We start from the raw sequence: 23,934 nt of genomic DNA on the forward strand, positions 1-23,934 counted from the left end.
CCGGTCTTAATAAGATATCTCGTCGCCGTCGAAGCGTTGGGAATGTGGGAATCCCGAAGGGATTTCCAAGAGGAGTGGGAAGGGTGGAAAACCGGCTTTATGGTTTTCCATGCTTTCCACTCCTCGGCATTTCCAACGCTTGCTTTCATGGGCGAAGCCCGGGCCGAAATCGCATGTCGTCGACATTGAACTCACCGACTTCCAAAGAGCAGAAATACACTCGGTAGAAGTTCTCCTCTACTTTTTCAAGCGCAATATCTTCACCACGGAAGACCTCGCTGATAAAGACCCTGCTCTTATGCCAACTGATGTCTCCCGCATCGTTCACACGCCGTGTCTGGAAGTGAACTGGGTACTGATGAGCCTTCGTGTACCGTGGCAGGAGCCGCGAGCTCGGGACGTAAATGCTGCCTGGAGTCTCGTTCCCCAAAGCTTCATGAGGACGCTCATGGTTGTAGACGCGAACGAACTCATCGAAGCGCTTCTGCTGCGCATGGAGTGTTTTCGCCGACGGGTTGGTCGTATCCTGCTTGAGCGTGCGGTGCATGCGCTCATGGCGGCCGTTCTGTTGCGGCTTGCCTGGCTGAATGCGCTCATGCACGATCCCAAGCCGCACCCAACTCAGCGACAACCGCGAAAGCCCCATCACACCAAGTCCAGAGAACGGATTTCCGTTGTCCGTGCGAATCCGTTCGGGAACACCGTACTCGCGCATGGCGGCCTCGCAGATCGCAAGGACGTGCGCAGTATCCATGCGAGCCACTGCCTGACAACGGATCAGATAGCGACTGTAGGCATCGGTGATCGTGAAGGGATCACATCGGTTCCCGTCGCCAGTGCGGAACCATCCCTTGAAGTCCATGCACCATAGCTGGTTCGGAGCGGTGACCTCGGCGAAGGGCTCTGAGTACGGGGTCGTTCTACGTCTCTTGCGAACAGGGTTGGTGAGTCCCGCCCGGCGCAGAATCTGACCTACGGTGCTTGCCGCCGGCCACACGACGTTCGGGTTCATCTTCTCCAGACGAGCCTTCAGCTTCCGCGCTCCCCACGATGGAAAGCGCTTGCGCAATGCAAGGATCTCGTTCTCGACCTCCAACGACGTTGCGTGAGCACAGCCGTGGGGCTTGCGTGAAATATCCAGCAAGCCTTCCGGCCCGACTTCGTTATATCTCTTGATCCACTTATATGCGGTTGGGCGAGAGATGCCGTACTCGTGGCACAGGTCCGTAACAGACATCTCTTCCTTCTGATAACTCGATAAGAACTGCAAGCGCTGATCCACAATACGACTCTCTTTCCAAGGCATGAACGTATCTTCTTGCGTTCAACCAATGCTTAAGAGCCCTCAGACCTCCGTATCTGTAAACGATGTCTCCGGTCTTTCGTGTAAACCATGTCCTCGGTACCTACTGAGGGCTCTGCCCTGGCGCAGCGCAAGGGGTTTCCCAACAGTCTTCCGCGCTGCGCTTGTGCAGACCTTCGCTTCGCTCGTCCTCCGCTTTGCTCCGGATGGGAGATACCCCTCCCCTTGCGCTTTGCCGCCCCGCCTTCGCCAGGAGGCGTTCGGCATGTAGGTACATGCCACGCATGGCATGAAAAGCAAAAGCAACCGCAAAGGAGAGACACCATGAGCAACGCAGCCACCATCCCCACCGTCACCCCGTCCACGCAAAACCCCAAACAGCCGCAGCCACGGCAGACAGCGAAAGAGATGATCGCCGCCAACGTCCAGAGCCTCATCGAGCAGTTAGAGGCCGGACACTCGGACGCACTCACTGCGTACCTGAATGCGATGAGCCGCTTTCATTCGTATTCCTTCGGGAATGTCTTGGAGATCGCGAGACAGCGCCCGACAGCCACAAAAGTCGCGGGCATGTATGCGTGGAACCAGTTAGGACGCCGCGTGAAGAAGGGCGAGAAAGGCATTCGCATTCTCGCTCCCATCATCGGTCTCAAGCGCAAATCCGATGAAGAGGCAGAGAAGGACATCACCAAGCAGAACACCCGCGTCCTTGTTGGCTTCCGCAATGCCTATGTCTTCGATGTGGAGCAGACCGAAGGCGTCGAGCTTCCCGCGATGCGCGAAGTGTACGGCGACGTAGGCGAGAACCACGACCGTCTTGTTTCGTTCATCGAACGTCAGGGCATCGAGCTTGTCTATACCGAGAAGATCGCCCCCGCGCTTGGCATGAGCTACGGCGGACGCATCGCCATTCTTCCCGGACAATCGGAGGCCGAAACCTTCGCGACTTTGCTCCATGAGCTGGCGCATGAGATGTTGCACAAGGCCGAGCGGCGCACTACCACAACCAAGGTTGTGCGCGAGACAGAGGCCGAAGCTATCGCGTTTGTTGTCGGCAAAGCCGTAGGGCTTGAGGTTGGAACCGCGAGCGCCGATTACATCGCTCTCTATCATGGCAACGCATCATTGCTGATTGAATCGCTGGAAGTCATTCAGCAGACCTCCGCTGTCATCCTTGCCGCCTTGGAATCGTCCGCAGCCGAAGAGACGATGCCCGATGCAGAACTGGCGAAGGTGGCCTAATGCAGACCATCCTTCAAATCCTCAAGATGGCCGGAGGGTGGCACCCCGGCCTCTATCTCAAGATCGACAACGCCCCGTATATGGAGGTTGTCATTGAGGCGATGGACGAGTCCGGCCCGATGGGACTTCCCGCGCTTTCCGTCGCGCACTATGGCGAACAGAACGGCGACCTCATGCGCGACCCGGAGATGTGCTTCGAGCTAGGCATGGCCGGAGGCCCGCACCTGTCCGCATTCTATTTTCGTAACGATTATCTCGGCGTGGAGCAGTGGAGCCGGAACATCGTGCGTGGCCACTATGTCCACCTGATCGCTTTGCATGAGCAGCACCAGCGATTCGCAAAGACATGGGATAACAACCTGCGCTTGCAGGGATTCGCAGAGGCTTTCACGGACAAGTGCATTCGTGGCTAGTCCGCTCCCTTGGGGCGGAACAGCCAGCGTGTCTCCGCTCCGCACCTTTCACCCTCAGCCGCTCGAAAGGAGCACACCATCATGGAAACGCAAATCGTCAATGCCACGGAATACCTCAACGTAACACTTGCTTTGCTGAGTGAGTCCAAGACCAATCCACGCCGCACCTTCGAAGAAGTTTCCTTGAAAGAACTTGCATCGTCCATCCGTACCCAGGGCGTACTCTCGCCCTTGCTGGTTCGTCCTCTCACTGAGAATGGCTTCGAGATCATCGCTGGAGCACGACGTTACCGCGCCGCACAGATGGCCGAAGTCCCGACCGTGCCCGTCCGCATCGTTCATCTCTCCGATGCAGCCGCGTTAGAAGCTCAATTGGTGGAGAACCTTGTCAGGTCCGAAATCCACCCAATGGAAGAGGCGCAGGGGTTCCGCGCCTTGCTGGACTTGGAAGACCCCAAGTACAGCATCGAGCAGATCGCGGCGAAGGTGGGCAAATCTCCCGTCTTCGTGGCTTCGAGGTTGAAATTGAGCGACCTCGTACCCGCAGCGGTCGATGCCTTCTATGCCGATGAGATCGGCGTCGGTCATGCGTTGCTGTTGGCAAAGCTGCCCGCCGACCAGCAGGAAGCCGCACTCTCGGCTTGCTTCAAAGAGGTCTACAACGGCGGATCGAAACCCGCTCGTATCCTGCTGCCCGTCCGCAACCTGCAATTCTGGATTGACTCGAACATTCTGTTAGTTCTGAAAGACGCGCCGTTCAACAAGCGGGACGCACCACTTGTCCCGACCGCTGGTAGTTGTGCCGATTGCCCCAAGCGGACAGGCCACAACAAGCTGCTGTTTGGCGACGACCTCGGAAGGCAGGGCGACCGCTGTACCGATCCAAATTGCTACGCTGCCAAAGTCTCAGCGCACGTCGCGCAGACCATCGCCGCGAAGCCGGAGTTGGTACAGATCAGCTCAGCCTATGGCGCACAGAGAGAGGGCAGCACAGTATTGCCACGCAACAAGTACACCGCCATACGGGACGACAAGCCGAAATCGAAAGACGATGCGAAGCGGCCCGAGTTCAAAGTGTGCAAGTTCACCACCGAGGCAATCATTACCGAAGGTGGCGACGTTGGCTCCATCCACAAGGTATGTGCCAATCCATCCTGCCCCGTCCATCATCCGAAGCAGCCAACCAGCCGCAACGATGAGAAGTGGAAGGCCGAGCAGGACAAGCAGCGCAAGGAACAGGCCATCGCTAGCGCGACTGGCCTCCGCGTCCTCGCCGCTGTTCCCGTTCGTCTCTTGAAGCGTGACCTGCTCTTCATTCTCGAAAAGCTGGTAAGCATCATGGATGAGAACCGCGTCGAGATGCTGGCACGGCAGCATGGCATCCGGCAGAAGCGGGACGATGGAGGCATCGGCAAGACTCTGACTGCCTTTGTTCGTCGAGCCGATGAAGGCACGCTCTCCCGTCTGATGGTTGAGGCAAGCATTCTTCTGGCGTCCTTGCGGGGGAATCCCGCTACGATCCTCAAGGAAGCTGCCACCGCCTACAAGGTAGACACCGAAGCCATCGCCGCAAAGGTGAAGCAGGAGTTCGCAGTGAAGGACAAGGCGAAGAAGGCAGCGCAACCAGAGGCCAAGGTCGCGAAGAAAGCTGCTTAGTTGCGACAGGCAGACGGGCGGCGAACCTGCCGCCCTTGCTTGCGTTGTATCCGCCACAAAACGGCGGCAGGGAGACACCTCGACGGTTTCTCCCTGCACCCACTTCCATCTTCCTTCCGGCCTTCCGCCCGCCGGCTCCGCGGCAGAAGACGTTCCCCCTTCTGCACTTTCGCCTTTCGGCTTGCGACGCCGACCCCATATTAGAGAGAGCAACCAACCTATTACAGGAGCATTGATGCACCCTGCATATCTATCCAGCTCGATCCCGTCACTTGTGAGACAACTCCTCGGTCATCCAAATCTCGAGGTGAGCACGCAGCTCCCGAAGCGGAACAACTCCCTCCTCGAGTACCGCCTGATTAAAGCGACGCAGATCGAAGCGAGCTCTTAATCTTCTCTGTGCCTCGACTCGAAGTGCCCTGATCTCCAATCCGCCAGTATCGTAGGAAGTAAGTTGACCGGGCATTACAGCCGTACGGTCTACGTAATCGTTGGCTACGTCCGCCGAGAAGTGGCCCGAAGACACCATGTAGTCCACCGCCTGCTGTCGCGTCCAGTGGAACGCGTGAAGGCCCGGGTCCACGACCATGCCGCGTGCCCGCCACAATCTTCGCATCACCTTAGCGTCTTCCGAACCGTAGACCTTAGCCTCTTCGGCCATTGCTTCCGCGTAGCGCGCCCACCTTCTGCGTACGCGTCGTTATCGATCAGCTTCGATAAGCATGTTGGTGGTTGCAGTTCGCGTGCCAAGCCCTTTTGTAGATAATGCCCAGGCACTCCTTCGTGTACTGTATTGATTTCAGCATCGGACCGCGTCTCACTACGCCAATCACCGAGCCTGATCAGAAAAAACCGCAGGTTTGTTGGGATCGGGTTGTCCTTGGAAGCGAGACCCGACACCCGCACTCTCTTCAAAGGGATATAACGGCTCGGCAACTCATCACCCGGATGCCACAACAGGGCATTGTCATTCAGCCGCCGTCAACCTGTTCCGGGGGGCGTCCCGAGCCGAAGAGATCTGTGTAGAACGAGTGAAGGATTTTCGGTTCGCTCAGTCAGTCGAAACATTTGAGCGAAGTTCAAAGGCCTTCAGGGTGCGCGCTAAGGAGCGCGCCAAGGTCACAATGTCCTTTAGGAACTCCTTGATTGAGCCCACGTCTGTAGCGCCTGGAGCACTGGGCGAAGTGCGAGACCGTCCTTAGTCAATCCGTACTCCACCTTGGGGGGCACGACAGGATAGACCTTCCGAGAGATCACCCCGTTCTCTTCTAAATCTCGCAATTGCTGAATGAGCATTTTCTGTGAAATTCCCTCAACGGCCCGGCGAAGATCGGAGAACCTCAGAACGGGCGCCGTGAAGAGGTGGTAGATGATCAGTGTTTTCCAGCGGCCTTCGAGAACTCGAAGAGCATCTTCGAGTTCTTGGGCGGAGCAGGTATGAGAGAGGAGCACTGGGCCTTTACGTTTTACGGTAACCATTTGGTTAGTATTACACTTTTTAGTACGTTCTTGTATTAGGTATACCAATGACCTAACCTAATACGTAACAGGTGACCCGCTCTGCTGTCGATCTGTCGGCTCGGCGCATTATTCTTTGGAATGGGTCGTTAGCAAAAACCTGATTACAGGAAGGAAGCAAGAATGACAAACAACACCTCGAACACAGAATTACTCGTGCGGCAACTTCTGGATCGGCAAGACATTCAAGACACCATCTCGCGGTACTCGCAGGGACAGGATAGCCACCAGGGAGCGGACTCCAACATCCTTGAGCAGTGGGACAACACGTTCGCGAAGGACGGAACGGTCGATTACAGCGTTGCAGGCGGAACCAAGGGCTCGTATCGGGATCTCGCCAAGTGGATGCGGGGAGAGGGCGCTACGTCGGGTAGCATGAGCGGCTTCTCCAACTGGCAACACATGCTGAGCCTGCCAGTCGTCTCTCTCACTGGCGACACCGCGAAAGCACGGACCGACTTCTTCGCAACCCACCGTGGCAAGAAAGAAAACGAGTTCAACGTTCACTACAACGCTGCAGGTGCCTTCCACGACGAACTCGTACGCACGACTGATGGCTGGCGTATCAAATTTCGTCGCCTTGAGGTGTACTTTGGCGATCCGTTACAGATCGCAAAAAACGGCTAAGACTAACTGTAAGGGTGCGCTTCGGCCTCTTGGAAGGGCCGAAGCTTTTCTTTAGCCATCGTGTTCGAGCAATGACGGGCTGCGAATGCGCGTTTCACGTCGCAGACATGCGCCGTTCGTTCAGCGTGTGACGCTTCAACACAATCAATGCACGCTACACGGTCATGTCGTATGGACCTCGCGTATAGGAGCAATACGGGCCATGGATCAAGATTGTGTATTGTATGCAAGAGGAATTACCCCGGTTCTAGAGCTTCTCAGTGGTAAATGGACGCTGCAAATACTGTGTGCGTTGCGATTTGGCCCCGTACGCCTGAGCCAGCTCACGCGGCTCACGCCAACGGCTTCCAAGAAAGCATTGCGGGCCGCACTGAGAGCTCTTGAAGCTTCTGGATTTGTCATTCGCCATGATCTAAGCAAGACGGTTCTCCACGTTGAGTATGATCTCAGCGAAAACGATAGACCGGTCATCAGTGGCCTGCTGGATCACTTAGCGGTGTGGGGTCATGTACTGGAAAAGCGAGAGTCGGCGCGAATGGCCCCTTTGTCGCCCACCTAAGAACGCCTATTCAGTATAGATGACATGAATACGTGTCTCGTCTTTACTAAGGTTTCTTTTATCGCAGCTGAGCTACGACTCCGGCGGTTCGTAATCAATTTTGCCGTTATCCGTTTTGTAGTTGTAGTTATGGGCGCGGCAACTTCCATAGGGAAGGCACTCGACCTTCGGCTGCATACCTGCCAATGGAGGTAGCCCTCGTTCGTAAGGTTAAAGATCTCATTCGGAGCAGAAGGCGTTCGCCTGCCACTCTTTAGCTTTGGCAAGAATGTCAGCGGATGTCACTGGCTACACGGCACGATGAAAGACCTCTGATCCAGAAAACGGAGTGAAAGCGCCATCTCCTTCGAGAGGGCGGCATTGAATCCAATCATCATGGTCAGGTTTATAGAATTTTCAACGGAGTATCGGCATCAGCTCTTTGAACTCGTGAATTCAGTGCTTCTGCTATATGGCTTCAAGAAGAGAAAGCAATAGGCTATTTCGCGGTGTCGGTATGTTGTGCTGTCGTCCGTGGCGGACTATGGCACCGATGCGAGCGTCCGTCTCCATCGAGCGGCCAGCAAGGCGGTCGGCTAAAAGCGAGTTCACCAAGTCAACGGGGTAGTTGCGGTATTGCGCGAGCACTTTCTGTGGGAGGTCCTCATCGAGGATTGCTCCTACCGCCCGGCCGACGTCTACGCACTCACGGACTACCTCGAGCGTTGCGTCTCCGATCGCCACATCCCAGAAGACACCAGCCGGTTTGCCCAAAAGCGCCGAGATCGAGCCGGCAGAGTTGACACAAAGCTTGCGCCATGCGGCAGAGACAAAGTCAGCAGTCAGGGTTATCTGTGCGGCTGAGCCCTGAAGCAGGGCTGCGAAAGAACGGCCCAGTACATCTGACTGTATGAAAAGCTCAACTGGCCCACGTTGGTGGACGCTCTCGGGTGCACGGCGCTCGGCTGGGCAATCGATGATGACAGGGACGATCAGCTCCGCTGGTGAATAGGGGGCAAAGCGTTCACGATGCTCCACTCCATTCTGAATCACTGCAACGGGAACACCTTGTTTGCAGAGATGTTTGACCCACGCCCCGGCACCGCGAGCATCATAAGTCTTGGTGGCCACGATGACCCAATCCACAGGCTCCACCTGTGACGGGTCGGTATGGTTCGTGTAAGAAATGTTGTTTCTACCTTCAGGAGTCTCGACATTGAGGTATGCGAGAGGCCGACGCGTGCAGAGTACAAGATCGTGCCGTTCGATGGATTCCAGTAAAGCCGCGATCACAGATCCGATTGCGCCCACTCCCACGATTGCGATCCGCGCCATAGCACCATTATGCCAGGAGAAACGCTCGGTTTGATAGGACGCAAGCAAGCATCGACTGAGATTTCTCTCTCCAAATCCGAAGAGGTATTACGTCGCTCCATCATCGATTTTGATTGCCTTGATCCTCGAGCCGCTCTGATGAAATGAGGTCATAGTCTCTGGTCTCTCGAATTGAGAGCAGCCCGAAGAAGGTAACCACTGCCGCGGCGGAAAGATAGTAGCCAACGTACTGGAGCCCGTACGACCTAGCCAACCAAGTGGCAATGTAAGGCGCTAGCGAGGCTCCCACAATACCGGCAAGACTAAAAGCCAGAGAACTTCCGGTATAGCGGATCGAAGTTGGAAAAAGTTCAGAGATCACCGTTCCGAGTGGACCCCATGTGAGACCCATCAGCGATAGCCCTAAACCCATCATCAGAACCGCGCCGGTCGTACCGGCTGTAAACATCGGAGCCATTACTAAACCGAAGATGCCGATTAGCAGAGTGACCCACAACATCACTCGGCGCCGTCCATGTTCTGCCAACAGAGCTGAAATCGGGATCGTTGCCGCGAAGAACGAGACATCAAACAATTGCATCAGCAGAAACTTGCCTCGGCTATAGCCAAGTATTGTCGTACCCCAGGACAGAGCAAAGATCGTCATGAGATAGAAGAGAACAAATGTCGCAAGACACACGGTGATTCCGGCAATGAGCGACTTAGCATGCTGGCGAAACAGTGACAGCATCGGCAACTTAACCTGTCTCTTCTGCTCAAGAGCCTTCTGGAAGACAAATGTTTCTGTGATGGTGAGCCGCACATAGAGACCGAGAAACACCAGAACAGCACTTGCCAAGAACGGAAGTCGCCAGCCAAAGCTAAAGAATTGGCGATTGGTAAGGCATCTGGAGAGCAACAGGAAGACCCCGCCTGAGAGAAGAAATCCTATGGGCGCACCAAGCTGTGGGAACATGCCGTACCACGCACGCTTATTAGGTGGCGCATTCTCAATAGCCAACAGCACCGCCCCACCCCACTCTCCACCGAGGCCGAGACCTTGTCCGAAGCGGCATAGAGCCAGAAGTAGTGACGCTACAAAACCGATAGTGTGGTAGGTGGGTAAGGTACCAATGGCGACGGTCGACAGCCCCATTGTGGAAAGCGCGACGACCAGGGTCTTCTTACGGCCAAAGCGATCACCAAAGTGACCGAACATCGCTGAGCCGAGAGGTCGTGCCAAGAATGCAATCGCGAAAGTGGCAAGCGAGGCCAGCATAGAGGACGCTGGATCGGAAGCCGGAAAGAACAGCTTGGGGAAGACGAGCACGGATGCCGTTCCATAGATATAGAAATCGAAAAACTCGATCGTGCTGCCGATCAGGCTGGCAAATAGAATCTGGTGCGGAGAATTAGTCAACTTACGCGATGAAGCAACAGCATTGAACATGAGTTTCAGATGCGGACACATTCAGCTTGGATGAGCCTTGGCACGTCGCCGGACACAAGAAGCCCAAAGATTGGGCCCATCACCGAAATTCTGTATCCTTCTCGCATCGCCTGGACTGTCTGGCGAGATGAAGAGTGCCTCGTATCTGTGTTTACAACCCGTTTGCGTAGATCGCGAGGTACGAAGCCAAAGCCATCATCTGAACGAGTCTGCTGGCCCTTCGTTGATGACCCTGTTGACCACCGCTCTAGATATCAACGGGAGATGGTCGCAATGTCTTTGCGCTCATGACATACCATGCGCTGGCCCAGTCTTCTTGATCTGGGTGTGTGGTTCGTCTTTTGCGCCACCGGTCATGACGCAGACGACGACGAACTTTTGCCGACATCGATACCGGCGCATCGCTCTAGGATCGCTTCAATCACCTACTCCTCCAATGCGGACAAGCAGCCGGCGCCGAGTTGGGCATATTGTTCTACGGGCTCAGAAGAGGCACCAGTCAGGTGCACGTGAGCCGCCGACGGGTCAGATTATCATTCGGGTTCGAACCACCAATAAGTCCGCGATCCTCTTCCTGTTCGCCGCTGAAGTCTCCACCACACCCACGCTTCATGTCAAAGGGAACCCTTCTCATCCTTAGGTGCGGCTGCATCGCGGTCATCGATGATTATCATGCGTGAAACGATGATGTCTCCTTTAAACTTCTCGTTGGTTGAACGGGTTTAGGTATGCTCTCTGTAGGAGACGGCGGGCTGATCGCAGCGAGCGCGAAGGCTGACAGCATGAAAAGGTAACTGTGCGCAGGGATAGTCGTTTTTAGGGTCAATGTTTAGCCTCCAGTTTTGCGGCTTCCAGGAGACCTAAGATCGCAGCATGATCGAAGTATTGGCCATGCAGCCACACTGCCTCAATCTGAGTTGTGTTGTGAATGTCGGCAAGCGGATCGGCACGGAGCAGGACCAGATCGGCGCTTTTGCCCGCTTCAACGCTTCCCAACTCAGATGTCCGATGCAGAAAGCGAGCAGGATTGATCGTTGCGGTTTGCAGGGCGGCGAGCGGCGAGAGGCCTGAATCGACCATGAGCGCTAGCTCGTCATGAAGGCTGAAACCCGGTAAGCAATAGGGATTCATCGCATCCGTCCCAGCCAGGAGCGGAACGCCAGCCCTGTACAGGCCGCCCACAATCTTCTCGTCCACCCCGAAGATGCCTCGTGCCATTTGGTAGTCCGAGTTGTTCCAGCGCCTGATCTGCGGCTGTGTTCTCTCGTCCCATCTGCTTCTTGATTTACGACCAACGTAAACCAAGCGGGGATCTGAGGTCATCTTGGAATCGTCCAGCCTTCCCCACATGCGATTTACAGTCAGAGTCGGTACCTGCCAAGTATCGTTTTGACGAAACTCGGCAAAGAGAGTCTGGCACTTTGCCTGATTGAAGCTGCGGTAGCCCTCAGCCTCAACCCTGAGCCGATCGAGGAAGAATCGTGCATGTTCGATTGCGGCGTTCAAGCTCTCCTGTTTGCTCGAACAGGCCAGGGCAATCCCTGTAAGGTGTTCGATCGAGCGCTGACCGGCCGCTGATGCCTCCTGTGCGGTTATGGCCTCCGGAACATGGCCTTCAAAGTCGATATGCTGCAGCTTCGCCTCATCTGCTAGGGCGAAGTAGGCGTCGCGTGGAACGCCGTCATATACCTTGATGAAATCAGCGCCGCCAGCTTTGATGTCATCGACTGTGTGGCGCGCATCCGCAGGCTTCTTAACGACGATCGAGCCGGGCCACATTGGAGAGCTGCCGTCGACGATTGCGCTTGCCAAATAAATAAAGGGCGAGGGTTTCTTTTCGGAGAGCTCAACTCGTAGAGCTGCCGTGTCCCGCTCCCCGGCCATCATGCGGACTCCCGTTACGCCATTCGCAATGTAAAGGGGAAGCTCGCCCGTCTCATGAATGTGGACATGCATGTCCCATAAGCCAGGAATGAGAAAGCCTCCGTGGGCATCGACCGCGCCCGGAGATGCACCATCTGAAGGCTCTGTCGACGCGACAGAGAGGATCCGGCCTCCTTGAAGTTTGACCGTCTGCTCCTTGGCCTCTTCGCCCGTCACTACGTTTATGACGGTGACGTGATGGATCAGGGTCACAGGCGAGGAGGCGTCCTGGGCAAGAATTCCAGAAGCTGAGATGGCCAGCGTCAGTAGTAGTCGCTTCACCCGTCCTCCTAAAGTGTCCTTCATCAACAGAATTAGAACGACGCCCCTGATAATCGCACACTGTTCTGTGCCTTTTGGCTATGAAAAAGGTGTCTTATATAGAGGCATTTACTAGAGTGGATTATTCTCCAGGAATTCCCAAGGGCGCACGAAAAGTACGAGCTCTCCTGGAACAGAGGTGCCAGTAGTCTTCCTGCATCGGTTTGGCTTTGCGACCGGCTGCACTATCCCCCTTAATAAAATTTCGCTCACCTTGAAGTCATTGTGAACCAATCCGCCTGGCTCATCGGCGCAGGCGACGTAGAGCTTTGTGTTGTGAGTTAAGATCGTGGAGTCTTTCGAGATGCTTATAGCTGCAACGCCGTTTTGATCGGTTTGGACGTCAATCTCCCGATAGCCGGGGGAAACTTCAAGTCCAACTTTAGTGAGCTTTAAAGGGTTTCCATTCAGGCCGTTGAGCAGTTTAATGCGAATCACGGATTGTGGTTGTTGAGCAACGGTGACAGAGACGCCCAAAGCAAACGCAGCTATGCTGAACAGCAAGTTCCGAATCACGGTGCCCCCATTTCTACCATCGTCTGCCAGATGCATGCGCAACATGCAAAACATCAAACTAAAGCAATTGTCTCGGCCACTCTTACCTAAGTCAAACCCTTCGAATCGATTCACAAGCCTCTGGGACAGACCTCAGCAGCAGCTGCGCTCTGGCGTCGTCACGCTTTCTTGTCGATGAGCTCCATCTCCCCCGATACTTCGCGCGGATCCGGCTCGTCCCAAAGCACAATTGCCTTTGGAAGCGTAATCGCCATGACGATGAGCTGAAGCAGCAGCGCCACTACGTCCTGCGTCTTCGTCAGGGGATCCGGATGAATTGAATAGACTCCTGCCATGCTCGTCATATACGTGCCCAGCAGCATCAGTGTTCTCCGCGACGCACGGTCTCGCTCGCCGGCCTCGCGTTCATCTGGAAGCCAAGGACGATGCTCCCGGCTTCCGCTTCGCGGCATCAGGTATGTCCCGACGCGGTATCTTTTTAAAAGATCCTCTTGTTGTTGCGCCGAGCTTTCCTCAAATCCTGTTGTCCCATACCTGTATCGTGCCCACTCATCCAGGCTGCCAACCATTAACATTTCTGCAGGCGCCTGCTTCGGCACAAAGAAACTTTTGACGAGGGCGCCGTCACGAAAAACACCTAAAAAGACTAAGACAAACGACATCACCCACATCACCCAGTATGGATGTCCGAAGGCATCCCATATTTGTGCTTGTATCGACAGCATCGCCACACCAAAGACTGTATATGACGCCACCACAGCGACTCGCCGCCGCCAACGTGCCTGCATGTCAATCCCTAGAATCCGAAGGTTCGCTGTATTGGTGTTCAGCATGGCTACACCTCCTTTGGCCCACCCATCACCAAATGCGGTTCACCGAGAACGTTCGGCATCATCCACACTCGAATCAGCTCGGGCAATGACAGCACCGCGATGACGATTCCAGTAGAAGCGAGCGCGCCGAACAGCAGTTCAATCCGTGCTTGCCCAATCGGCATGGACAAACCTACTGCCCACCAGACCAAGACCAGCCCCGGCAAGCCGGGTCGAAGTAGCCGATACGCATGTTCCTCCGCGTCCCGCTGCATTGCTGCTTCTCGCTCATCCTGCACTTTTCCTTCGGACTGGAGTTCGTGACGCATCTGGTGCTTCACTCGGTCCTTCTCCATCTCGGTAAGTTCCCCAAACGTCTTCCCGTAAGACCATCTTGCCCGGTCCTCTTCCGTTGCGATCGAAGACATGCGACGTATGAGTCGCAACAGGAATAGTCCCAGACCCAAGGCCAGCAGGCAGTCAAGCGCTGCCCCCATTCCGTAAAGGCGGCTGCTGTCCCTTAGCGAAGAGAGATTGAAGATTCCAATTAGGAAGAAGCCCACTGGGCCAACAGTCGAAAGGACCACCAGCCAGCGCCATTGTCTTCGAGTTCGCGTCTTCCTCGGCTGCCTTGAAATGAAGCCTGCCTTCGGTTCAGTCATAGCTACGCCTCCTTTTTCTCCATCATGTACACCTGTTCGCTCAGCGGCCGAAATGGATCCGGAGAAAACACCGCCTCCACCGGGAGTTTGAAGAACCGACTGATTTTGAACGCCAGTTCCAGGGACGGCGTGTAGTCGCCTCGCTCCAGAAATCCGATCGTTTGGGTATTGACGCTCACTGCCTGTGCCAGTGCCTGACGGCTCAACGAACGTTCGGAACGAAGTACGGCAATGCGGTTATAAAGCATGAGTTCCTTAGGAACAATACTATATTGCTTATACGCAACACGCAAGCTGCTTTTAATCATCTGCTGATCCCACAGCTCGATTCACTGCACCGGCAGGCAGTCCCAAGCGCGCCCGGCCATCCAGGCACTGTGTACCCGTAGAAGGCGTGCTCGCAACCGCTACATGAGAAGAGAAGAGGACGAGTTGTACAGACAGATTGCCTCATGTGAGTTTTGTGGCGCTCTCCAGGAAAAGAAAGTCTGCCTCTTCGCATGTCGAGAGAACGGTGAGGATCGCAAGCGTGCCAACCATAAACCTAGCTTAGGTGCTCACTCATGTGACGATGACGAACGAAATAGAATTGCGCCATGCGAGATGATCTTTTGGGTCAATCCTCAGCGCGTAAGCCGAAGAAGATGGAATCACCTAGAGTGTTGTGTCGTGGAATATATTTGAGGGCAGCGATGAACAAGAAGACCACTTCTGTGATGATCGTGATTGCCTCAACCATTCTTCTTTTCAGGAGCGCGGCATCTCAGGGTGCCAGCAGCGCGAGATCGGAAACCCCGAACGATCTCGCATGGGCTCGTGCATTTGCCTCGCCGGAAAAGAAGGATGGGGATAACAAGTGGGATCCACATTTTCGCGCGTTGATGCGAGGTTCGTTTCCTCAACGACAAAGCTTCTGGCGGGATCATGGGAAATTTCCATCCGTACCGGAGTTGGTGGAGGAGTTTATCGGCGTCCCCGGAGGCGTGTCGGTCGATGAGGACCGTTACGTGACAATGGATGGATGCGTACCCCATGCGTGCAGTGCGCGCGGCATGGTTTGGATTGATACGCGTGGAAGCGGTAAGCCCCTTGTGATCTTCGTCGCGCCCGAAGATGTGAGCACAGCGAATTCAGAAAAACGCGCCCCTCAGCATCTTTGGCTTTATGCCAGTGATCAACTGAATTGGCAGAAGATGCCCCCCGAGTTTGTGAAGAGTCTGGCACGCTGGTACGGAGCCTATCAGGCGACCTGGGCCAGGTATTACCGGATGAATGTGCTCATGCTGACACTGGTCGAGCCAAACGGTCTGACTTACGATCTTTCGCCTACCCTATTCGCGCTCGATAGCCAAACGGACTGACCGACGCGTTGACGAGTTTGCCGCTCGTGTCGTTCGATGCGCGCGGCATCTTCAACCACATCGCCGGCGGCCCTTCGACGGCAACATTTGTAGGTTTGTCGCGCATGATAATGCGCATTATCAGGCGTGAAAAGCACAAAGAAATCTTGGTGGAGCCTTCACGCTAGCGTGAACAAAACCAAGATGGACGCACCTATCGCGAGCGGCACGAGGAGAGCGGAAACAGCGGCCTTGGTCCCCGAGACCCATTGGTCGCGTACTGCTCGGAGCAGGAGGATGGTCATGATGGGGAGATTGATCAACACTGCCGTAACCACTCCGGGAGTGTACGATCTCAAAATCAGCGTTGCCGGAATGTGGGGGACAAAAACATTGACTAACATCGCGACTATATAGCCAAAGAGCAAATAGGCCCAAATGCTCCTCCTGCCGCCTTTTGCGCTCAACGTCGTGATCGCAAACGCACCCAAAGTGAGGAAAAGCAATCCGCCCCGGATAGCGTCTGCCGACGGGTGCAGTGGAATTTGGCACGTGTGATGAGAAACCCATGAAGGCATGAACACAGCTTCTTCGCTGTTATGGATAGCGACCGCGAAAGGGAACAGCCGCTGCATCCTGCGAAAAGACATGTATCCCATTCGATCACAAAGACCATTAATTCGCCTCTTTGGTTTCATAAACCAAAGAGCACCCCAGATCGCATTAGAAGACGTATGGAATCAATCTCCAGGGTGCGTCGCATGTAGTCCCGGTAGGGCATCCCCAAACCTTGAGCGTCTGCCTGTTCTTCAATGTGAATGAGGTTGGTTAGCTGCTCAATCGCCCGTCGACACTTCGGTGGGCTCGTCGCTTAGCCATCTCCAGAGGTTATGTTCGCGCGGCCGACCTCCCATCATGTACATACCCGCCGCCAAGCCGAGCGCCTGGAAGATGGGGCGGACGGCGTCGAAGGACGCTACGATCTGGGGAAGCGCTGAAGAATGAGCCCAGAAGACGAACTCGCAAAATCCCTGTGCGATCATAACCAGGATTGTAGGCAGGAAGAAGGCCAGGACAAGCCAAATGAAGCCAGGGTCGTGTGTCTGGCGGTGTTTGCGCGCAGCTACGAGACCGACCAATACGTAAGCGAATACTGTCAACCAAGAGAAAAGATCGTGCAGCATAATCCACCCCGCGTGTAGAGGTTACTCCAAACCGATCTCCCTACGGCAGTGGGCGAGCGGTGCTCCCATCATACTGACTAATTCGATCGTTTCCTTTGCACCGTTAGAGCCTGGAAAGTCCATATAGGCGACGTCGAGGTTTCCGAATCAACGGAAAGCTGTCGTATTCGGCTGAAACGGAGGTTTCAGAGAAACAGCCCATAGATCCGGCCAAGAGAACTTGGTTGCCATGAGGACAAACATGCAACCATTTACAAACGGTACCGTACTGGTGTACTAATACGGTTATGTTGTCGTTGCACATCTCGGCAAGCTCCGGTGTACCCGTCTATTTGCAGCTGGAGCAGCAAATTAAACATAGCATTTCTTCAGGACTTCTCCAGCCGGGCGATCAGCTCCCATCCACGCGCCGAACTGCTGCCGAACTTCGCATCAACCCGAATACCGTAGCGCGCGCTTTTCAGAACCTGGAACGGGACGGAGTGATTCGCACGGTTCCCGGAGGCGGCACTTTCGTGGGGGAAGCAGCCGCAGCAGGCCAAGGTCTTCTCAAGTCTGAGAAACTGCGCCGCTTACGTCCTCTTGCGAACCAGCTTGCTGTCGAGGCAGCGCAGCTTCGTGTTGTTCGCGAGGATGTTGCGAGATTACTGAACGAAGCTTTTGATGCCCTGCATTCTTCAACTGATAGAAGCCGAAAGCCAAAATCAAGCGCTACTGCGGAGACGGATTCATGACCAGCTTTGCTATTCAGACTCGATCCCTAACCAAGACCTACGGACACGGCACCCGCAAAGTTTGTGCCGTCGATGACTTGTCTCTTAATGTGCCAAGCGGTTCTATCTACGGGCTATTAGGCCGCAATAGTGCGGGCAAAACTTCTACCATCCGCATGGCTCTCGGACTCGCCCGCCCCACCTCCGGGTCGCTTGAGGTCTTCGGCCTGCAGCCGTTTGACGACCCCGATCGAGTGACAGTGCTCCAACAGGTCGGCTATGTGCCTGAAGATAAGGGACTGTCTGTGGGAACTCCACGTCGACTGTTTGAGACCAATCGCGCCTACTATCCTAATACCTGGTCCGACGCGCTGGCTCGCACCCTTATTGAGCGGCTGGAGCTTCCACTTGATACGCCGGGGTTAAAACTCTCTCTGGGAAACAAGACCAAGGCCGCACTGATATGCGCTATTGCTCAGCGCTCTCCGCTCCTGATCCTTGACGAACCCACGATCGGCCTTGATCCCGTCGTCCTTGACACTTTGCTCAGTATCCTTGTGGAAGAATGTACGAGTGAAGGTCGTACGATCTTCCTTTCCAGTCATCAACTGCACGAAATAGAACGGATCGCGGACTGGATTGGCATCATGGATTGCGGCCATCTTATGCTGGAAGGCCGGCTTGACGATATTCGCGCTCGCTTCCGGCGCCTTACAGTCTCCGGCAGTTCTTTGCCACAGAGCGGCCCATCCATTGTCTCCGTCCGTCCGTCCGGACGTGGCATCGAATACATCCTTCAGCAAGATCCTGAAGCATTTGCTGCCGATCTCGCGAGCAATGGTGCCACCATCCTCGACAGCGCCCCACTCTCCTTGAATGACATCTTTCTCGAGCTATGCCGTACACGAGACGGTAACGAGGTTGAGGCATGAGCCTTTCGCCACATTTGTTCACCGCAATCGCGCTCTTCAGTCCCATGTACCTATTCATTTTCATCCGCCGCGTGCAGCTGCGGCGGGCCATCCGCATGCAGGAGCTACAGGGCGATAAAGAAACACGTCCATTTACGCCAGGGCGCACCACATCTTCTAGTCGTCTGCTTCACCGATTTACTTTGCCGGAACGCGCTTATCTATCCGCACAGCGCAATCTGCTGCTTTGGGTCTATGGAGTCATGGCCTACGCATCCTTTGTAGTCCTAGCTAGCGGTCTGTTGCCTGGGAATGTCGATCGTTATGGCCTGCAGCAAAGTCTTCCCGAGCGCGTCTGGTACAGCTATCTCACCGCCTATGGGAGCGCAAGCACTTACCTGTGGATTTTTTCGTTTATCGCGGCAATCGTGGCAATCTTTGGTTTCGTCACGAGCGGACCAGCCTTTCTGCGCACACGCCCTGTATCGCTACGCTTTTTGTTTTGGGGTCGAGTGGGCGGCATTTATGTAGCTTTACTCTTCGGCATCGCAACTGGAGCTTTGGGCTCTTTACTAACTCTGCTTGTTGTTCACGGGCCCGTTTGGAAGCATCTTTTCGACGCTGCCCGCGATATGGCTCCGAACAGTCAGCATTTACCCGCTGCCGTCCACCTCAATGGGCTTCCCGGCACGATGTATATGACGGTCGAGCAAAGCCATCACCTGATGCTTTCGCTTCAGACCTCGGCTCTGTGCCTCGGTCTCGCTCTCATTACGGGGAGTGCGGTGATGTTCAGTTTTATCGTTGCGGCCTTCGCGCTGCCGCCTCGCTTGTTTGGCACAGCGGCTTTGCGCTCTTTCATCCTTATCATTGCAGTGATCGGTGTACAAGTTGCCGCGATTCTCTCGCCACGTTTGGCTCGTGTGACTCGCACTTTGTTCCTTTCCACACAGCTCGGCCATCCTCCACCATACTTAGGTTTCGTCTTCGCGATCACGCTCTCGTTTATGTTTCTCGTTCTTGCGCAGCAAGCAGCCAAACGTCGTGAATTGTGACTGATCGATGCCTATAGCGGCGTGAAGCTCGCACGCATCGTGCTTCACCAAACTTCCTATCGAGGCCTTCCATGCGGATTTCTCCATTTCTGCTTCCCGCTTACAAACCGTTTCTGGTGGCAGCCGTCGTCTGCCTTGCATGCGCACTTTTTGGCATACTCAGCACCTCTGCAGGCAGCTTCTGGGATCTTGGCGTGCTCTGGCATACCGCATCTCATCGCAGGGTCTCCCCGGCCGACACCCATCTTCTACTTGGATCATTGTTTGGAATGGAAGTTCTGGCTGCCCTTATCCTTGGAGGCAGTTCTAGCATCGGTGTCACTAATCTTCCAGCGGATACCGCCCGAGCACGCTTTTTGCTCACGCGTCCGAAAAGCCGTTCGAGTGTGTTCTTTGCTCCATGGCTCCTAGCAATGGCAGGCCTCTTCTGCATTCCCGCCTTGATCGCGTTCGTCACCATTGGTTGGCTCGCGCTCGTGCATGCTCCCGTGCTGGATCACCTGGTCGCTATTGCCCAGATCATCCCGCCCTATGTAGCTCTGAGTGGCGCGCATCCAGGCCTTATCGCCCTGCTTGCCTCATTACACATGGGGGCACGTTACCTCGCTGGCTTTTCACTCGGCATATGCATTGTTTCGCTCCTTCATGCTAAACGCTGGCTCATCTTTAGTAATAACGCGGCGATCAGATCGTGTGCTTCCTTCAGCACCTCACTTATCTACTTCATTCCGGCGTTGATTATGTTTTCTAAACCTATAGCTTCCGTGCTTCTACTCTTGCCGGGCAGCTTCACTTTACCCTCAGTCCTGAACATTACCCTGCATCTTGGCTTTGCCGTCGTCTTGTGTGTCTTCACGCTACGCTTCATCCACAAGGTTGAGATTTGAGCACTGCGATGTTTGAATGCTCGTTACCATCGGTACCAGGAATTCCGGAGCGGCAGTGGGTTGGGCTCGTCCGAGGGCCGACCTCGCCAGGGTGAGGTCGAAGCTGCCGGTCATGCACTGCCCAACTGCGTCCTCACAGCTACATCCAGCAGATCGGCCTGATCCTTCAGGCCCCAGGCACGAAACTGCTCCCCTGCTGTTTTGCCTTGCCGGTTCCGCAGCGTCGGGTCGGCACCAGCATTTAGCACAACTTCATCTCTAAGCGATCAATATCGACATACCGCATTTGGCCGTTTGGCGCCTACCCTGGATGGTAGATCGCTCATCATGCTGTGGCATATCGCGCGTGTCTATTGCGGCCTGATCACCATGACTACGTTTTGCTGCGCACATGACCGCCGATGACGAAGGCGACATTCGGGATGCCGGTACGTTATGCCGGACAGGAGGCCGCAAAATAGTCCTGTCTCCAGTTCAAGCACATTGGCCTATCTCGCCGCTGTCGCAACTTCGGCACACCCGTGCGTCGCGCACATCGCCAGCTGCACCCAGATCTACGAGGAGAGGAACCGCATGCGGACCACCAGAAGTGAAACTCGAAATCGTGCGGGCTGCATCGCGCGCCGCTATGCGTTCAAGCTGAAGAGACAGAGAGGAGTCGCGAAGAAGCAGTACAGATTTAGCTCTTACCGCTGAAGAAAATCCTGGGCTTCCAGCCAGCGGCGATACATCTCTGGCCAGTCTTCTTCACCAAGAATTCCTTGCGCAAGACCGGCACCATGCTCTCCATGAGGGAAGAGGTGAGCATCCACCGGAACATTTTTCTGGCGGAGCGCTGAGACGAACAGAACGCTGTTCTGCGGGCTGATGCGTGCGTCATCCATGCTCTCGAAAAGGAAAACCGGTGGGGTGCGGTCGGTGACATTCTTTTCGCCTGAAAGGTAAATCTGCAGATGGCGCAGCTCACCGCCATCGAAGTCTCGCAGAAGATTGTTATAGGAACCAGAGGGCGGAACATCCGCCGGGTCCATCGATATGACCGGGTAGCCCAGGCCAAGCAAGTCAGGGCGGCCTCGCTGCTCGTCGACGGTGTCATGAATTGGAAGATCAAAGTCGCTGGCTGAGTGAAGCGCAAGGGTACTGGCTAGATGTCCTCCGGCGGAGAAGCCGAAAACTGCGACATGAGAAGGATCGATACCCAATTGGGCAGCTCGGGCTCGGATAAGCTTTACCGCGCGTTGCCCATCCCACATCGGTGTCGGATACCGATAAGTCCCGTCAGACTGAACTAGACGGTAGTACAGTACGAAGGCCTCCACGCCTATCGTCTGCGAGAAGTACTCCGCGACAGGAGCCTGCTCTTTCGTGTCGGTCAAGCGGTCATACCCGCCACCACCGATCACAATAATTGCAGCTTTTGGCTTTTGCGAGCCGGACCACGTACGAAAGACCTTCAGATAGGGAACATCTCTGCACGGATCGTCGCCCCTAGCGCCGGGCGCCGGACCGTCCCAGAGGCGAATGTCCCTGGGGTCGTTTGGTTCAAAACAATTTGTGGAGCTCACGCTTGCTGGTCGTAGAGGTTTGCTTTCATGCCGGCGGCCTTGCGCGGAGAGACCGAGACTGGCTATAAGAAGTGATGCAATTACTGAAATAGGGTGACTATTCCTGGGCATACTCAAGGCCTCTGTACTTTCTTCAGAAAAGGTAGATTCACGGCCTTCTCAAACGCTCTCCGGATTGACGAACGTGTACAGCGCGGTCAACTTACCGCCTTCCACCACACCGACATCGATCCCTGAAATCTGTTGTGGCTTACCGGTCGGGCCGTAGGCCCATGGGAGATAACCTATGCCATGCTGGGATTAACAGGCCCAGAAACCGAGAAGGAGAAGCCTGGAAAGGAATCAAAAAGCCTTTCGACGGCTTGGTCGATCTTTTCCCGGCCTTGATGGGCTCCTTCCGGATCAATAAAGACCGCGTTCTCCGACCACAGCTCGCTCAACAGCTTGCGACGAGTGATGCCATTCCTCTCGTTGAAAAGCTCCAGTAAGTTCCGGATTAGAAGATCCCCTTCGAAACCATTAGCTGCGGTCATAATCTCTCTTCTCCCTTGCTTCCTGTGATGAGCCATACCTGCGACATTGAGAATCACTCCCTTCATGAAATTTAGATCAACCGCGTAGCAACTTCCGTTTGAAATGAGGCTGAGCTTCAGCCTTTCTGGGTTGGCCGCAGCACTTCAAAACCGCAACTAATGCTCCTGGACGGACGCGGTATTAGACAAGAAAACGTGTGTGAGTTGCTTCTCGAGATTGGGAAGTAAGTCTGGGAACGGGTTTGGGCTCACCAATACAATCGACATGACGTCCGAAGTTGTCGCAACCATCACCGTTTGAGCATTTGCGTCGCCGCTGTCCACGATGGGTGTGACTGCTCTCAGACGGATAGAACCGAACTCCGTGGGGCCAGGAAAGTTGCCGAAGTTGGAGATCATCAGATCGTGTGAGTGAGCACTCGCAAGCGAGACGGCTTCCGCAATGGAGCGCTCCGCGGCGAGGAAGTCGTGTAGCGGCGTCAGGTTTGCCACAAGACCTTTGACCGTGCGGATTTCTTTGACTCCTTCACTACAAACACGGGCGATATCCCAAAAATCATTCGGTTGCCGTAAGTCAAAGACGAATCGCTTCTGTCCAAAGATGATTCCTTCCGCTCGCTCTTGGCGAAACAGAGACCGAACATTGACCGGTACAACGCATGTTACATCTTTCTTTCGCCACCGTTCGCTCACAGCACGTCCAATTTCCAAGACAGACGCCATCAATATCCCGTTGGCGGTGGTGCCCTGGAGTCGGCCGCATTCCACAATGGCCTTCGTCAACTCCCGTGAAAGCTGAATCCTGGATACTTTGGGCGGAACAGACAAACCATGGGATGTATCTTTCTCGGCGGACTTCGAGAGTAGGTCTTCGTCGGCGTCACGCCTAGAGATATAGTCTTCGGGAACGGGAATCCCTACAAGCGCATCGATAGACGGAGCTGGTGCCAGTGGCAAAGGTTCTGATTGCTCCGCAAAAGAAGAAAGCATATCCCGAATGAGGTTCATCAATCCGATGCCGTCAAAGAAAGCGTGATGAGCGGAGAGGATAACCACCGCTCTTCTCTTTCCAAGAAGAAGAGTGACCCGCAGGGGGGGGCCGCTTCCATCCTGGAAACTATGCTCCATATCGTGCCGGCATTCTTCCAAGACATCCGTTTCGTCTGTAAGCGGTAGATGTCGAAGCGGAATTCCCTCATCGAAGGATTTGAAAAAGAACGGCCGTTCTCTGTGATCCTTGCCAACGCGTAATGAAATGTTGGCATACTTCCTCTGAAGAAAGTGGAGCGCCGTCTCCCACTGCGAGAGGGTGGTCACCCCATCGATTTCTATACAGGTGAGAGCCATGCGAGTCGAATGCTGCTCTAGTAGCCATACATACTCCTCCATACATCCGAGCGTTCGGACCGGAACATTGGTTTCCATGGCTCCCTCCTTTTTAGGCAAGTTGT

25 protein-coding genes and 1 pseudogene are annotated in these 23,934 nt (G+C 55.0%); 10 read left to right on the forward strand and 16 right to left on the reverse strand.

What is annotated here, in order from left to right; translation table 11 throughout:
* Positions 1-145: 145 nt before the first annotated feature.
* The gene (locus tag OHL20_RS04520) at positions 146-1,306 is read right to left on the reverse strand and encodes an IS481 family transposase (RefSeq protein WP_263382019.1); all 1,161 of its coding nucleotides are present in this window, start codon (positions 1,304-1,306) and stop codon (positions 146-148) included.
* A gap of 321 nt (positions 1,307-1,627) precedes the next feature.
* On the opposite strand from OHL20_RS04520, the gene OHL20_RS04525 reads away from it, so the two are divergent.
* From OHL20_RS04525 to OHL20_RS04535, 3 genes are all read left to right on the forward strand, one after another.
* Positions 1,628-2,545, forward strand: coding sequence for an ArdC-like ssDNA-binding domain-containing protein (locus tag OHL20_RS04525; RefSeq protein ID WP_263382020.1), 918 nt, complete (start codon positions 1,628-1,630; stop codon positions 2,543-2,545).
* Positions 2,545-2,958 carry a DUF6908 domain-containing protein gene (locus OHL20_RS04530; RefSeq protein WP_263382021.1) on the forward strand — a complete coding sequence of 138 codons (414 nt, stop codon included), beginning with the start codon at positions 2,545-2,547 and terminating at the stop codon, positions 2,956-2,958. The genes OHL20_RS04525 and OHL20_RS04530 overlap by 1 nt, the downstream gene beginning before the upstream one ends.
* An 81-nt stretch (positions 2,959-3,039) precedes the next feature.
* Positions 3,040-4,614 (forward strand): ParB/RepB/Spo0J family partition protein, encoded by a 1,575-nt coding sequence (locus OHL20_RS04535; RefSeq protein ID WP_263382022.1) that lies wholly within the window; start codon positions 3,040-3,042, stop codon positions 4,612-4,614.
* 268 nt (positions 4,615-4,882) lie between these two features.
* On the opposite strand, the pseudogene OHL20_RS04540 reads toward OHL20_RS04535, so the two are convergent.
* A pseudogene (locus OHL20_RS04540) lies at positions 4,883-5,284 on the reverse strand (DUF885 family protein); the annotation flags it as partial.
* 461 nt (positions 5,285-5,745) lie between these two features.
* Positions 5,746-6,093 (reverse strand): winged helix-turn-helix transcriptional regulator, encoded by a 348-nt coding sequence (locus tag OHL20_RS04545; protein ID WP_114205770.1) that lies wholly within the window; start codon positions 6,091-6,093, stop codon positions 5,746-5,748.
* A gap of 162 nt (positions 6,094-6,255) precedes the next feature.
* Between OHL20_RS04545 and OHL20_RS04550 the strand changes: the two genes are divergently transcribed.
* Both OHL20_RS04550 and OHL20_RS04555 read left to right on the forward strand, forming a co-directional pair.
* Complete coding sequence (locus OHL20_RS04550; protein WP_263382023.1) at positions 6,256-6,759, forward strand: nuclear transport factor 2 family protein; 504 nt, start codon at positions 6,256-6,258, stop codon at positions 6,757-6,759.
* Positions 6,760-6,961: 202 nt separating this feature from the next.
* Positions 6,962-7,318 carry a winged helix-turn-helix transcriptional regulator gene (locus tag OHL20_RS04555; RefSeq protein ID WP_161557171.1) on the forward strand — a complete coding sequence of 119 codons (357 nt, stop codon included), beginning with the start codon at positions 6,962-6,964 and terminating at the stop codon, positions 7,316-7,318.
* Between the two features lie 447 nt (positions 7,319-7,765).
* Here OHL20_RS04555 and OHL20_RS04560 read toward each other — a convergent pair whose 3' ends face one another.
* The 7 genes from OHL20_RS04560 to OHL20_RS04590 all read right to left on the reverse strand — a co-directional run bounded on the left by OHL20_RS04560 (position 7,766) and on the right by OHL20_RS04590 (position 14,603).
* Positions 7,766-8,632: a 2-dehydropantoate 2-reductase gene (locus tag OHL20_RS04560; protein ID WP_263382024.1), complete on the reverse strand. Its 867-nt coding sequence runs from the start codon at positions 8,630-8,632 to the stop codon at positions 7,766-7,768.
* A gap of 100 nt (positions 8,633-8,732) precedes the next feature.
* Positions 8,733-10,061, reverse strand: coding sequence for an MFS transporter (locus OHL20_RS04565; protein ID WP_263382025.1), 1,329 nt, complete (start codon positions 10,059-10,061; stop codon positions 8,733-8,735).
* Between the two features lie 822 nt (positions 10,062-10,883).
* Positions 10,884-12,266: an amidohydrolase family protein gene (locus OHL20_RS04570; protein ID WP_263382026.1), complete on the reverse strand. Its 1,383-nt coding sequence runs from the start codon at positions 12,264-12,266 to the stop codon at positions 10,884-10,886.
* 111 nt (positions 12,267-12,377) lie between these two features.
* Entirely contained in the window at positions 12,378-12,935 is a 558-nt protein-coding gene (locus OHL20_RS04575; protein ID WP_263382027.1) for a hypothetical protein, read from the reverse strand.
* A gap of 44 nt (positions 12,936-12,979) precedes the next feature.
* The gene (locus tag OHL20_RS04580) at positions 12,980-13,654 is read right to left on the reverse strand and encodes a hypothetical protein (RefSeq protein ID WP_263382028.1); all 675 of its coding nucleotides are present in this window, start codon (positions 13,652-13,654) and stop codon (positions 12,980-12,982) included.
* A gap of 2 nt (positions 13,655-13,656) precedes the next feature.
* Entirely contained in the window at positions 13,657-14,295 is a 639-nt protein-coding gene (locus OHL20_RS04585; RefSeq protein ID WP_263382029.1) for a hypothetical protein, read from the reverse strand.
* Positions 14,296-14,297: 2 nt separating this feature from the next.
* Positions 14,298-14,603 (reverse strand): helix-turn-helix transcriptional regulator, encoded by a 306-nt coding sequence (locus tag OHL20_RS04590; protein ID WP_263382030.1) that lies wholly within the window; start codon positions 14,601-14,603, stop codon positions 14,298-14,300.
* Positions 14,604-15,008: 405 nt separating this feature from the next.
* On the opposite strand from OHL20_RS04590, the gene OHL20_RS04595 reads away from it, so the two are divergent.
* A complete protein-coding gene (locus OHL20_RS04595) occupies positions 15,009-15,656 on the forward strand; it encodes a hypothetical protein (RefSeq protein WP_263382031.1) in 648 nt (215 codons plus the stop codon).
* 158 nt (positions 15,657-15,814) lie between these two features.
* On the opposite strand, the gene OHL20_RS25145 is transcribed toward OHL20_RS04595, so the two are convergent.
* Together OHL20_RS25145 and OHL20_RS04600 are read right to left on the reverse strand one after the other, a co-directional pair.
* Positions 15,815-16,333 (reverse strand): HXXEE domain-containing protein, encoded by a 519-nt coding sequence (locus OHL20_RS25145; RefSeq protein WP_396271622.1) that lies wholly within the window; start codon positions 16,331-16,333, stop codon positions 15,815-15,817.
* A gap of 138 nt (positions 16,334-16,471) precedes the next feature.
* Positions 16,472-16,795: a hypothetical protein gene (locus OHL20_RS04600; protein ID WP_263382032.1), complete on the reverse strand. Its 324-nt coding sequence runs from the start codon at positions 16,793-16,795 to the stop codon at positions 16,472-16,474.
* A gap of 311 nt (positions 16,796-17,106) precedes the next feature.
* On the opposite strand from OHL20_RS04600, the gene OHL20_RS04605 reads away from it, so the two are divergent.
* The 4 genes from OHL20_RS04605 (at position 17,107) to OHL20_RS04620 (ending at position 20,385) form a co-directional block, all read left to right on the forward strand.
* A complete protein-coding gene (locus tag OHL20_RS04605; RefSeq protein WP_128915487.1) occupies positions 17,107-17,553 on the forward strand; it encodes a GntR family transcriptional regulator in 447 nt (148 codons plus the stop codon).
* Entirely contained in the window at positions 17,550-18,464 is a 915-nt protein-coding gene (locus OHL20_RS04610) for an ABC transporter ATP-binding protein (protein WP_263382033.1), read from the forward strand. The genes OHL20_RS04605 and OHL20_RS04610 overlap by 4 nt, the downstream gene beginning before the upstream one ends.
* A 14-nt stretch (positions 18,465-18,478) precedes the next feature.
* Positions 18,479-19,498 (forward strand): hypothetical protein, encoded by a 1,020-nt coding sequence (locus OHL20_RS04615; protein ID WP_263382034.1) that lies wholly within the window; start codon positions 18,479-18,481, stop codon positions 19,496-19,498.
* 71 nt (positions 19,499-19,569) lie between these two features.
* Positions 19,570-20,385 carry a hypothetical protein gene (locus OHL20_RS04620; RefSeq protein WP_263382035.1) on the forward strand — a complete coding sequence of 272 codons (816 nt, stop codon included), beginning with the start codon at positions 19,570-19,572 and terminating at the stop codon, positions 20,383-20,385.
* A 110-nt stretch (positions 20,386-20,495) separates the two neighbouring features.
* Here OHL20_RS04620 and OHL20_RS04625 read toward each other — a convergent pair whose 3' ends face one another.
* From OHL20_RS04625 to OHL20_RS04640, 4 genes are all read right to left on the reverse strand, one after another.
* A complete protein-coding gene (locus OHL20_RS04625; RefSeq protein ID WP_263382036.1) occupies positions 20,496-20,633 on the reverse strand; it encodes a hypothetical protein in 138 nt (45 codons plus the stop codon).
* Positions 20,634-21,071: 438 nt separating this feature from the next.
* On the reverse strand, positions 21,072-21,950 hold the full coding sequence (locus tag OHL20_RS04630) for an alpha/beta hydrolase (RefSeq protein ID WP_263382037.1): 879 nt from the start codon (positions 21,948-21,950) through the stop codon (positions 21,072-21,074).
* Between the two features lie 284 nt (positions 21,951-22,234).
* Positions 22,235-22,483: a nuclear transport factor 2 family protein gene (locus OHL20_RS04635; protein WP_263382038.1), complete on the reverse strand. Its 249-nt coding sequence runs from the start codon at positions 22,481-22,483 to the stop codon at positions 22,235-22,237.
* A 156-nt stretch (positions 22,484-22,639) separates the two neighbouring features.
* Entirely contained in the window at positions 22,640-23,908 is a 1,269-nt protein-coding gene (locus OHL20_RS04640) for a phthiocerol/phthiodiolone dimycocerosyl transferase family protein (RefSeq protein WP_263382039.1), read from the reverse strand.
* Between the last annotated feature and the right edge of the window lie 26 nt (positions 23,909-23,934).

This window comes from Granulicella arctica, from assembly GCF_025685605.1.
Lineage (GTDB): Bacteria > Acidobacteriota > Terriglobia > Terriglobales > Acidobacteriaceae > Edaphobacter > Edaphobacter arcticus.